Source organism: Ancylomarina longa, from assembly GCF_003996985.1.
GTDB lineage: Bacteria > Bacteroidota > Bacteroidia > Bacteroidales > Marinifilaceae > Ancylomarina_A > Ancylomarina_A longa.
Map to the genome: position 1 here is coordinate 78,303 of NZ_RJJX01000015.1, position 11,564 is coordinate 89,866.

General features: G+C 34.0%; 10 protein-coding genes and 3 tRNA genes. 12 read left to right on the top strand and 1 reads right to left on the bottom strand.

The genetic code is table 11. The features are described from left to right. The first annotated feature begins 43 nt into the window (after positions 1-43). Complete coding sequence (gene porT / locus DLK05_RS11340; RefSeq protein WP_127344119.1) at positions 44-748, top strand: type IX secretion/gliding motility protein PorT/SprT; 705 nt, start codon at positions 44-46, stop codon at positions 746-748. Positions 749-775: 27 nt separating this feature from the next. Continuing rightward, a complete protein-coding gene (locus DLK05_RS11345) occupies positions 776-2,350 on the top strand; it encodes an NAD(P)/FAD-dependent oxidoreductase (RefSeq protein ID WP_127344120.1) in 1,575 nt (524 codons plus the stop codon). A 73-nt stretch (positions 2,351-2,423) separates the two neighbouring features. Here the strand turns inward: DLK05_RS11345 and DLK05_RS11350 are convergent, their stop codons facing one another. Next, positions 2,424-3,188, bottom strand: coding sequence for a TrmH family RNA methyltransferase (locus DLK05_RS11350; RefSeq protein WP_209319845.1), 765 nt, complete (start codon positions 3,186-3,188; stop codon positions 2,424-2,426). A 123-nt stretch (positions 3,189-3,311) separates the two neighbouring features. Between DLK05_RS11350 and tamL the strand changes: the two genes are divergently transcribed. The 10 genes from tamL to DLK05_RS11400 all read left to right on the top strand — a co-directional run bounded on the left by tamL (position 3,312) and on the right by DLK05_RS11400 (position 11,563). Beyond that, a complete protein-coding gene (gene tamL, locus DLK05_RS11355; protein WP_127344122.1) occupies positions 3,312-5,690 on the top strand; it encodes a translocation and assembly module lipoprotein TamL in 2,379 nt (792 codons plus the stop codon). A 129-nt stretch (positions 5,691-5,819) separates the two neighbouring features. Next, positions 5,820-6,896, top strand: coding sequence for a class II fructose-bisphosphate aldolase (gene fbaA / locus DLK05_RS11360; RefSeq protein WP_127344123.1), 1,077 nt, complete (start codon positions 5,820-5,822; stop codon positions 6,894-6,896). A gap of 138 nt (positions 6,897-7,034) precedes the next feature. Continuing rightward, on the top strand, positions 7,035-8,402 hold the full coding sequence (locus DLK05_RS11365) for a sodium-dependent transporter (RefSeq protein WP_127344124.1): 1,368 nt from the start codon (positions 7,035-7,037) through the stop codon (positions 8,400-8,402). A gap of 31 nt (positions 8,403-8,433) precedes the next feature. Further along, positions 8,434-9,528 (top strand): helix-hairpin-helix domain-containing protein, encoded by a 1,095-nt coding sequence (locus tag DLK05_RS11370; RefSeq protein WP_127344125.1) that lies wholly within the window; start codon positions 8,434-8,436, stop codon positions 9,526-9,528. A 179-nt stretch (positions 9,529-9,707) separates the two neighbouring features. Continuing rightward, entirely contained in the window at positions 9,708-9,899 is a 192-nt protein-coding gene (gene rpsU, locus DLK05_RS11375) for a 30S ribosomal protein S21 (RefSeq protein WP_127344126.1), read from the top strand. Between the two features lie 76 nt (positions 9,900-9,975). After that, a complete protein-coding gene (locus tag DLK05_RS11380) occupies positions 9,976-10,857 on the top strand; it encodes a tyrosine-type recombinase/integrase (RefSeq protein WP_127344127.1) in 882 nt (293 codons plus the stop codon). 18 nt (positions 10,858-10,875) lie between these two features. After that, positions 10,876-11,175 (top strand): ribosome hibernation-promoting factor, HPF/YfiA family, encoded by a 300-nt coding sequence (hpf, locus tag DLK05_RS11385; RefSeq protein ID WP_127344128.1) that lies wholly within the window; start codon positions 10,876-10,878, stop codon positions 11,173-11,175. Positions 11,176-11,278: 103 nt separating this feature from the next. Next, positions 11,279-11,352, top strand: a tRNA-Thr gene (locus tag DLK05_RS11390). 17 nt (positions 11,353-11,369) lie between these two features. Continuing rightward, positions 11,370-11,451: transfer RNA gene (locus tag DLK05_RS11395), tRNA-Tyr, on the top strand. A 45-nt stretch (positions 11,452-11,496) separates the two neighbouring features. Next, positions 11,497-11,563 (top strand) — tRNA-OTHER (locus tag DLK05_RS11400). The last annotated feature ends 1 nt before the right edge of the window (position 11,564 follow it).

Consider the following 11,564-nt stretch of genomic DNA (forward strand, 5'->3'; position numbering starts at 1 on the left):
TTTTTGATTTAAAAGTTTATACTAAAAATATAAATCTCCCAATTTGAGAAAATTATTCTTAATACTAATCTTATTTTCTTGTTTTTCAACTTCCTATGCTCAGGGTAGATACAAACCAGAAAGTATGTTGAATTACCAAGAGGTAGATCAGAAATTGCTTCATTTTGGGTTTACCCTCGGTATCAATTCAATGGACTTTGCAATTTACAACTCTGGGAATGGAGATGTAAGAGCGGAACAGGTTAGTTTTACTCCTGGATTTTCGGTGGGAATTGTTTCTGATCTGCGTTTGCATGAAGATTGGTCTTTACGTTTTCTTCCCGGATTGGAATTTGGGGAGCGAACTATCCGTTATTCTAATCTACCTTTAGAGACTGTGAATGTTGAATCGGTATTGGTAAATTTGCCGCTTCTTTTAAAATACCGTGCCAGACGTTTGAACAACTATCGGCCATATCTTATTGGAGGTGCTAGTTATAAAATAGATGTTCAGTCACAAAAGTCATTAAATCCGGATAAGGATATGTTGATAAGATTAAAATCAACAGATGTTTATTTGGAATTAGGTGCAGGAATCGATTTTTATTTACCCTATTTTAAATTAGCTACTGAACTAAAATTTGCTGTTGGTCTGAGAGATATTCTTAATCATCAATATGATTTTGATAATCCTGGCTATGAAGCATACACTGATGCAATGCGAAAAGTGAATTCAAAGATTATTACACTTTCTTTTCATTTCGAATAATTTTTTTTACACCCAATACTTCTGGAAATGATTACTGAAATAGATATGGTTCTAAGTCCTAAAGAGGCTTCAGATGAAAAATATTATAAGCCAATTTTAGCGCAAAAACTGAAAATGAATCCTGATAAAATAACAGGTATTCAAATTCTTAGGAAGTCAATAGATGCTAGAAGAAGGAATGTGAAAATAAATTTGCGTTTTCGTATTGCTGTAAATGAACCATTGCAAAAAGAGGATAAACAAGAATTTAATTATTCGGATGTATCTGCACAAAAAAGAGTGATTGTTATTGGGGCTGGACCTGCGGGTTTGTTTGCTGCGCTTCGTTTGATCGAATTAGGATATAAGCCTATTGTTTTGGAGCGAGGAAAGTGTGTTGAGGATAGGAAAAAGGATCTTGGAATTCTATATAAAACCAGAAAGGTAAATGTGGATTCGAATTTCGCTTTTGGAGAAGGTGGAGCCGGTACATTTTCTGATGGTAAATTGTACACAAGGTCAAAGAAAAGAGGAAATCTAAAACGTATACTTCAAATACTACATCATCACGGGGCACAGAATGAAATTCTCTACGATGCACATCCACATATTGGTACTGATGTTTTACCAAAAGTAATTATGCAAATTAGAAAAACGATTTTGCAATCTGGAGGCGAAGTTCATTTTTCTGCGAAAGTGAAGGATTTAATAATAAAGAATAATAGGGTTGTAGGCGTATGTATGCAAGACGGATTGGAACGTCACGGAGAGGCTGTGATCTTGGCGACGGGGCATTCTGCCAGAGATGTTTATCGGAATTTGAATAATAGTGGAGTGGAACTGGAAGCCAAATCATTTGCCATGGGAGTGAGAATAGAACATCCACAAAAGTTAATTGATCAGATTCAGTATCATAATCCACAGGGGAGAGGTTCATATTTACCCGCAGCCAGTTATAGCTTTGTTCAGCAAGTGGAAGGACGTGGAGTTTACTCCTTCTGCATGTGTCCTGGTGGTGTAATTGTTCCTGCGGCGACCAATGATAATCAACAGGTCGTAAATGGAATGTCTGCTTCGAATAGAAATACAGCTTTTGCAAATTCAGGCATGGCTGTGGAAATCAGAGTTGAAGATTTGAAAGCTTATGCGGGATATGGTGTATTTGCCGGACTAAAATTTCAGGAGGAGTTGGAGGAAATTGCCTTTAATGAAGGAGGGAGAAATTTAACAGCTCCAGCACAACGAATGTTGGATTTTGTGAAGGAACAAAAAAGTGAATCTTTACCAAAAACATCTTACCGACCTGGAGTGATAAGTTCTCCGATGCATCAATGGCTTCCGGAATTAATCCGGTTTCGCTTACAGGAAGGATTCAGAATTTTCGGACAAAAATCAAAAGGATTCCTAACTAATGATGCACTTATTCTTGGCATTGAGTCTCGTACATCTTCTCCCGTGAGGATTCCACGAGATCCAGATACTTTGCAACATATTCGAATCGAAGGGTTATTTCCTTGTGGTGAAGGAGCAGGATATGCTGGTGGAATTGTTTCTGCAGCAATGGATGGAGAACTGTCCGCTGAAGCCGTTAACAGATATAAGAATCAATTTGGAATGAAATAAGATCAAAGAAAATAATCTTTTGGAAGTATTTGTGAACTTTTAGGAGATTACTCTCTTTAATTCGTTCGTTAATTTATCTTCGCCTAAATTCTGAGCAAATAATGGAACAGGCGACGGAGACATTTAGCGATTCAGATGTAGCTTGGTTTGCAGGATAATTTGGGATAAATAATTTTTTGGATACTAATTGCTGTAATTCTGGGGAAATCCCTTTCCCTTCATTTCCCATGATGATAAATCCTTTGTTGCGCAAGTCACTTTTGTAGATGATTTCTCCTTCTAAAAAAGTTCCATATATCGGAAAGTTTTCTTTTTGATGCTTCTTAATTAAATCGCCAAGTGGAGTGTAACTAATTTTTATTCTCGAAATAGCTCCCATTGTCGCCTGAATTACCTTAGGATTAAAAAGGTCAACCGTATTAGGGGAACAAAAAACATTTTGTATTCCAAACCAATCGGCAATTCTAATAATCGTTCCTAAATTTCCTGGATCTTGTATGTCATCGATTAATAGCGATAAGGAATTTTGAATTATATCATCTTGTATTTTAAATTTTGGTATGTGAAAAACACCTAATATCGGAGATGGATTTTTCAAATTGCTTATTTTTTTAAGTTGATTGGATTCTACCTCAATTCGTTTTTCAATTTTGTATTTTTTTAAAGGATTTGATAGATTCCTCCAATCCTTTGTGTAAATTAGATAGGCAGCTTCGGTTTTTGCATGAAGCAGATCCATTACTAACTTGTCACCCTCAGCAATAAATAATTGATGTTGATCCCTATATTTTTTCTTTTGTAAACTGCTGATTAGCTTGATCTGTTTGTTGGAAAGCACGTTCATTAATTTTGAGAAATAATTCTTGAAAAGGCTTCTGATGCCAGAAAAATATCACTGAAGTTAAGTATCTTTGTCGTAATTTTTAACTGAAAAACATTCTTTTTATCCTTGAAATCATACGTGAAATACAAAAGTACTGATAATTTCCCGATTTTTATTTTTTTGCTAAGTCTGCTATTGGGTACAGCTTCGTGTTCAACTACAAAATATGTTGGGGAAAAGGAGTATTTGCTCAATAAAATGGTGCTTAAAGTTGATGATAAATCAATAAATACCGGCGAATTAAAGAAGAATATTAAACAAAAGCCGAATCTTAAGATATTGGGAGTATGGAGATTTCATTTGGGATTATATAATTTATCTGGAAGAAATGAGAATAAAGGTTTTAATAAGTGGCTAAGGCGAATAGGGGAAGAACCAGTTGTCTATGAAGAATTTCAAGCAAAACGTTCCCTAAAACAAATAGAAATTTATCTTCGAAAGAAAGGTTATTATAATTCAGTAGTTAGGGATTCTGTTCTTTATAAACATAAAAAAGCGAAAATATATTATTACGTGACGGCAAATCAGCCATATCGCTATCGAAATATTTATCACAAAGTAGATGAATTGCCTTATCACTTCTTGTCTGAATCTCAAAATAAGCAGGAGTTGTCTGATACTTCCAATCTTAGAAAATATGTTGCAGCGGATAGTCTGTCTTCGAATATTAAATCAGGTTTAAAAGTTGATTCAGATATATTGAATGAGGAAAGAATTCGGATTTCTAAATTGTTAAAAAATCAAGCTTATTTTAACTTTTCCAGAGAGTATATTCATTTTATGATGGATAGTACCAATAAAGATCATCAAATGGATGTTTTTGTTGGTATGAAAAAGCCGGCATTATCAAAAGCTACCCTTAAATATCGTATTAATAAGCTTGAAATTTTCACGGAATATGATTCCAAATTGGTCTTGATGAATGATTTGGTTTATTTGTCAGAATTGGATACAATGGAGTATGAAAATGCTGAATTTGTATTTCGTAAGAGGATGAAAATTAAACCGGATGTGATTTTATCCTCCATACTAATTAAAAAAGGAGATTTATATAATTTGAACACTGTTGAGCAAACCTATAGTCGTTTGCAATCTTTGAATCAGTATAAATTTGTTAATGTGAAGTTTGAAGAGGTTCATAACACAAAATCAGATTCAATTGGTTTGCTCGATTGTATTATTCAGCTTACACCTTTTAATCGGCAATCTTATTCTGTAGAATTGGAGGGCACTAACTCCTCTGGGAATATTGGTTTCGCTGGTAATTTCAACTACCAGCACAAGAATATCTTTGGAGGAGCAGAGATTTTTGATGTTCAGCTTTCTAATGCACGAGAAACCGTTAAATCTAGTCAGCAGACAGATTTTAACTCATCGGAATATGGTATTGAGACGAAAATGAGTATTCCTAAATTTTTATTACCATTTTTTAATGCTGAAAAATTTAGAAAATCATACAATCCCAAAACTTCTTTTTCCTTGTCCTATAATTATCAGCAACGACCAGATTATACAAGGACCATTGCTGATGCTAGCTTTGGATATTTCTGGAAATCATCGAAATATCTGAGACATACTTTTAACTTGGTTGAGTTGAATTTTGTTGATGTGAAGAATTTGAGTGATAACTTTTTAGGATCTATTAATAATCTATATATTCAGAATTCGTTTGCCGATCACGTTATTGCCACTTCGCGTTATTCTTTAACCTATAATGATCAGAATATAAATTTACCAGGCAATTATAATTACTTGCGATTTAATCTTGAGGTGGCAGGTAATACTCTGGGTGCAATTGATAAAGTCTTTGGGAATTCCAAGACTATTGATTATGATGATAATGGAAATATCGAAGGTTCCTATTATGATTTTTTTGGTATTAGATATGCTCAGTATATCAAAAGTGATATAGAATATCGATTCAATCATCGAATCAACAAGGCAAACACAATGGTTTATCGTTTGTTTTTTGGTTTGGGTTATCCATACGGTAATTTAAAAGTATTGCCGTTTGAGAAAAGCTATTTCTCAGGAGGTGCGAATGGACTTCGAGCATGGCAAGTTAGATCTTTAGGACCCGGTTCTTATGTTTCTGAAGACGCAATATATCCTAATAATACTGCAGATTTAAAATTAGAAGCTAATATGGAGTATCGGTTTAAATTGGTTTGGGTTTTAGAAGGAGCCTTATTTTTGGATGCTGGAAATATTTGGGCTATTTCCAAAAAAGATGATCGTAAGGGGGCCGATTTCCAATTAAATCGTTTTTATAAAGAAATTGCACTTGGAACAGGATTTGGTACTCGTATTGATTTAAAATTTATACTTTTTAGAATTGACTTAGGTTTAAAACTCAGAGATCCATCTCTAGAGGAATCTAAGCGATGGATTATCGCTCATCGTCCATTTAGGATGAACCAACTAACCTTTAATATTGGAATTGGATACCCTTTCTAAATTGCATTCGTTTGCGTAATTTTCTTATTCCCAAAACAGTGCAAAATTTATTATTTCTTTTTAACTTCGTAGTGAAAATATACTTTCCATTTCATTAATTGAAAGAACAATCCAATAAATTATATTATTATGAAACGAGTATTAGATGTTGTGAAGCCAGGTGTGGTAACTGGTGACGATGTGCAAAAGTTATTTCAGGTTGCTAAAGAAGAAGGCTTTGCAATTCCTGCCGTAAATGTTGTAGGATCAAATTCAATTAATGCTGCTCTTGAAGCTGCCAAAGAAGTGAATTCTCCAATCATTATTCAGTTCTCCAATGGAGGAGCTTCATTTTTTGCTGGTAAGGGAATTAAAGCCGAAGGCCAGGGGGCTGCAATTATTGGAGCTGTAGCAGGAGCTAAATATGCACATTTAGTTGCAGAACACTATGGAATCCCAGTAATTTTGCATACCGATCATGCTGCTAAAAAATTACTTCCCTGGATAGATGGTCTTTTAACTGCAGGAGAAGAATACTTTGCAAAATATGGTAAACCATTGTTTAGTTCTCATATGTTAGATCTTTCTGAAGAGCCTCTTGATGAAAATATTGAGATTTGTGCAAACTATTTAGAGAGAATGAGCAAAATGGGTATGACTTTGGAAATTGAATTGGGTTGTACTGGTGGAGAAGAAGATGGTGTTGATAATTCCGACATGGATAATTCTTTACTTTACACACAACCCGAAGATGTTGCAAAAGCATATGAGACGTTGAAAAAAGTGTCGGATAGATTTACAATTGCAGCTTCTTTTGGTAACGTTCATGGTGTTTATAAGCCAGGAAATGTTGTTTTAACTCCAAAAATTTTAGATAATTCTCAAAAATATATCTCAGAAAAATATAAACTTGCTGCTAATACAGTAGATTTTGTATTTCATGGAGGTTCTGGTTCTGGCTTAAACGAAATTAGAGAAGCAATTTCTTACGGAGTTGTGAAAATGAATATTGATACTGATACCCAGTGGGCATTTTGGAATGGTATTCGTGGTTTCGAAGCTGCCAATCATGATTATTTACAAGGACAAATTGGAAATCCAAAAGGTGAAGACCAGCCAAATAAGAAGTTTTATGATCCAAGAAAATGGTTGCGTGAAGCTGAAGTTTCAATGAGAGACAGACTGAAACAAGCCTTTGAAGATTTGAATGCGATCGATCGTAATTAAAAACTTAATTATACTGCAGAGCCCGGACATTGTTCGGGCTTTTTTTTTATAAAAATCGGTAGCCTTTTTTGATTTCGATCTTTAATTTTGCAAATTTGAACTTGCCCTTTTGAATAATAAAATCTTAAAATTTAATTTATGGATCTAAACACCAAATCTGGTCGTGATTCCTTTTCTAGTAAATTTGGCGTAATTGCCGCAGCTGCCGGTTCTGCAGTTGGTTTGGGGAATATTTGGAAATTCCCTTACATCACCGGAGTGTACGGTGGAGCTGCTTTTTTATTTGTATATCTTGGTTTTATTATTTTGATAGGATTACCAATTATGCTATCAGAATTCATGATTGGTCGTAAATCCAAACGTAATCCATTTGGAGCTTTTAAAAATCTGGCTCCAGGATCATCATGGAAATTTGTAGGATTATTAGGGGTATTGGCAGCTGCTATGATATTGGCATTTTATGGAGTTGTGGCTGGTTGGAGTATCGATTATGTAATTAGAGCACTTACAAATAGTTTCGCAGCAAAGTCACCAGGAGAGCTTGAGTCAAGCTTTACAGAATTTATTCAGTCTCCAATAACGCCTGTTATTTATCAACTTCTGTTTATGTTGATGACTATGGGGATCGTAATTGTAGGTATCAAAAAAGGTATCGAAAAATATTCTAAGATTTTAATGCCATTATTGGTAGTGATAATTATTGTACTTGATATTAGATCCTTAACACTTAAAGGTGCATATGAAGGTTTAAGTTTTCTATTTTACCCCGATTTTTCTAAGCTCACTGCTGACGGAATATTAAGTGCCTTGGGACATGCTTTTTTCTCTCTTAGTTTAGGAATGGGTACACTTATTACATATGGATCTTATATTGGTGCTAAAAATAATCTGACAAAAATAGCACTTCAGGTTACTGTTGCCGATACTCTCATCGCAATCCTTGCCGGAGTTGCAATATTTCCAGCTGTTTTCGCTTTTGGAATTGAGCCAAGTAGTGGCCCTGGACTTGTATTTATCACTTTACCCAATGTGTTTCAGCAGATGCCAGGTGGTTTTTTCTTTGCTCCTCTATTTTTCATACTCCTAACTGTCGCTGCATTAACTTCTTCGATTTCTATTCTCGAAGTGGTAGTTGCGTATTTTACCGAAGAATTAAATTTAAAAAGGAAGTCAGCAACCGTTTTGGCTACTGTTTTAATTTCTATAGTGGGTGTTGTTTGTTCCTTATCTATGGGAATTCTTAAAGATTACACTTTATTCAATTTTAATTTCTTTGATTTATTGGATTGGATCTCCGCAAATATGCTACTTCCTCTGGGAGGATTATTTATTTCTTTATTTGTTGGCTGGTATTTAGGTCGAGAGAAGGTTGTTGAAGAATTGTCTCAAGGATCATCTATAGTGGAATGGTTGGTCCGGATCTTTATTTTTCTGGTGAAGTTTATTGCGCCAGGAGCTATAGCAATAGTATTTCTAAATGGATTAGGATTCTTCTCATTTGGGTGATTCTCTTCAAATTTATTCCTGATATTAAGTGATGAGGCTGAAGCAAATTATTAAAGAATATTTCAATTATTCTAAATCAGAACAAAATGGATTGATTATTTTGCTTGTTCTGTTATTTTCGATATTAATAATTTCAGAAATTTTGGATTCTAAAGAAGATGACCAAGCATTTTTTGAGAGAAAAGAACAGAGCTATCTGGATAGTTTAATGCAATCAATCGAAACTAAAAGTGTAACGAAAAATCGAGATTCCTTATTCTTTTTCAACCCTAATATTGCAAATAAATTAACTCTCTCGAAACTTGGATTTAATGATTTTCAAATTAATAATATCCTTAAATATCGATTGAAAGGCGGATGGTTTTATCGAAAATCAGATCTAATGAAAATTTACGGAATTCATAAATCTGAATATAATAGAGTTCTTGCCTATATTAAAATAGATTCTAAAAAAACAATAATAAAAGAGAATTTCAATAAAATTGAAGTCGTCGATAAGTACTTTTATTTCGACCCAAATACCATATCTCCTTTAATTTGGGATAGTTTTGGAGTAAGTAGAAAGATTAGCTATAGAATTCAAAAATATTTGGCAACTGGAGCAAGGTTTCAAACACCTTCTGATTTGAGAAAAATTTATGGATTTGATTCCTTAAAATTGAATAGATTAATACCATTCGTTTCAATTAAAGCTTCCGTGCAGAATAAGGATTCACTTCAAAGCGTTCCTTTATTAGATTTAAATCTTGCCGATACTAATCAGTTAAAACGACTTCCTGGAATTGGCTCTGTTTTATCCTCCAGAATAGTGAAATACAAAAAAGTATTGGGAGGCTATATTGAAAAAAGACAATTGTTGGAAGTTTATGGTATTTCTAAAAGTGAATATGAACGTATAAAAAACTTCATTACAATTGATATTCATGATATTTCATATCTTAATTTGAATTCGATTCACTTAGACCAGTTAAAAAAACACCCATATATTAGTAATAGACTTGCATTGGATATTATACGATACAGAGATAGAAATGGAAAATATAAGAGAAAGGAAGAACTTTTAAGCAAAAGAATCGTGGATGATTCCATCTATAAAAAAATAGTTCCTTACTTGAGATTAAATTAGAAAAGAATCAATTTGAGAAGAATCCGCTTATTTGTTACCTTTGTTCATTCTAAATGAAGACTAATTTGTTAATTTGAAGAGAAGTTCATTACTTTTTTCCAAATATATTTGAATTATACTAATTGAATTGATAAATTTGCGGCTCACTTAGAAAAATATAAAATTAAAAGAAGAGAATTATGATCGTTATTCCTATGAAAGAGGGCGAAAACATTGAAAGAGCCTTGAAAAAATTTAAAAGAAAATTCGAAAAGACTGGAGTAATTAAAGAATTAAGAGGAAGACAGGTTTATAAAAAACCATCTATCAAGAGAAGAGAAGAGAAAATGCACGCAATTTACGTACAAAAATTGCAGCAAGCAGAAGATTGATTTTCTTGAATTTAGTTCCTTGATATCTTTATTTTTTGTATCTTGGTTGATCCTGAGGGATTAATATCCTGGATGTATGAGTTATAAGGAATCTTTTCTATCTTATTTACAATACGAAAAACGATATTCGGTACATACCATTTTATCTTACGATTGTGATTTGAAACAGTTTTTCGATTTTATATCGAGAGACAAAGAGTTAGTTGCAATCGAAGATATTGGGTTTAGGGATGTGCGGAAGTGGATCGTTTTTTTAATGAATGAAGGTAAGACTTCACGGACTGTAAATAGGAAATTATCTTCTTTGAAATCTTTTTTTAAATACTTGTTGCGAAATTCAGTAATTAGCCTTAATCCAATGGATAGGGTGGTGGGACCAAAGCAAGCTAAAAAGCTACCTGGTTTTGTTGCTGAACACGCAATGCAAGTGCTTAGAGAGATTGATTTTGGAGAAGGTTTTGAGGGAGCTCGAGATCAATTGATTGTTGAAATGTTCTACCAGACTGGTATGCGCTTGTCTGAGTTGATGAATCTGACAGATCATAGTTTTGATAGAGGTGCATCTTTAGTTAAGGTTTTGGGTAAAAGAAATAAGGAAAGAATCATTCCGGTAAACAAAAGCCTTGAAAAGCTTCTTGATGATTATCTTGAGCTTAGAAATAATACTTTTGGAAAAGGGGATGGTTTTCTTTTTGTTACAAATAAAGGGATTCCGGCTTACGAGAAGTTATTGTATCGAATTGTGACAAAACATTTGTCCAAAATCACCACTTTATCTAAACGTAGTCCTCACGTGTTGAGACATACTTTTGCTACACATTTATTAAATAATGGAGCTGAGCTTAATGCTGTGAAGGAATTATTGGGACATTCTAGTCTTGCTGCTACTCAAATTTATACTCATACCACTTTCGAGCGTTTAAATACCATTTATAAACAAGCTCATCCAAGAGCATAAAATTTTGGAGGAACAAGTATGAATATAGATATTCAGTCGATTGGATTTGTTGCTGATGTTAGTTTGGAGAATTTTATTGAAAGTAAACTAGGTAAATTAGCAAAGCTTAATGAAGATATTGTTAGTGCCAAAGTGTTTCTTCGATTAGAGAAATCAGCTACTACTGAAAATAAGGTTGTGGAAATTAATTTGGATGTGAAAGGGGTGGATTTATTTGCAAAGAAGCAAAGTAAGTCGTTTGAAGAATCAGCTGATTTGGCTGTGGAAGCGTTGAGAAAACAAGTTGTTAGGCACAAAGAGAAGCTTCGGGCAAAATAATTACAAAAAACAGGTTATTATTTTGTGATAAATTTAAAATATTTTTACATTTGCAAACCAATTTTCAGGTAATTTATGCCTGTTAAATAGATGGTTTGTAATTGCCGATGTAGCTCAGTTGGCTAGAGCAGCTGATTTGTAATCAGCAGGTCGTGGGTTCGAGTCCCTCCATCGGCTCAGCTTTATTGTAAAATGGGGAGATACCAAAGTGGCCAACTGGGGCGGACTGTAACTCCGCTGACTTCGTCTTCGTAGGTTCGAATCCTGCTCTCCCCACTTTGATTTTGATTGAAAACGTTCAATCAATAAAAATATTACCATGCGGGAATAGCTCAGTTGATTCAGCCTTCCAAGCTGAGGGTCGCGGGTTTGAGTCCCGTTTCCCGCTC

Coding starts and splice junctions, on each gene's coding strand:
- DLK05_RS11345 (WP_127344120.1), top strand. CDS start 776: ATGATTACTGAAATAGATATGGTTCTAAGTCCTAAAGAGGCTTCAGAT.
- fbaA (WP_127344123.1), top strand. CDS start 5,820: ATGAAACGAGTATTAGATGTTGTGAAGCCAGGTGTGGTAACTGGTGAC.
- DLK05_RS11365 (WP_127344124.1), top strand. CDS start 7,035: ATGGATCTAAACACCAAATCTGGTCGTGATTCCTTTTCTAGTAAATTT.
- DLK05_RS11370 (WP_127344125.1), top strand. CDS start 8,434: ATGAGGCTGAAGCAAATTATTAAAGAATATTTCAATTATTCTAAATCA.
- rpsU (WP_127344126.1), top strand. CDS start 9,708: ATGATCGTTATTCCTATGAAAGAGGGCGAAAACATTGAAAGAGCCTTG.
- DLK05_RS11380 (WP_127344127.1), top strand. CDS start 9,976: ATGAGTTATAAGGAATCTTTTCTATCTTATTTACAATACGAAAAACGA.
- hpf (WP_127344128.1), top strand. CDS start 10,876: ATGAATATAGATATTCAGTCGATTGGATTTGTTGCTGATGTTAGTTTG.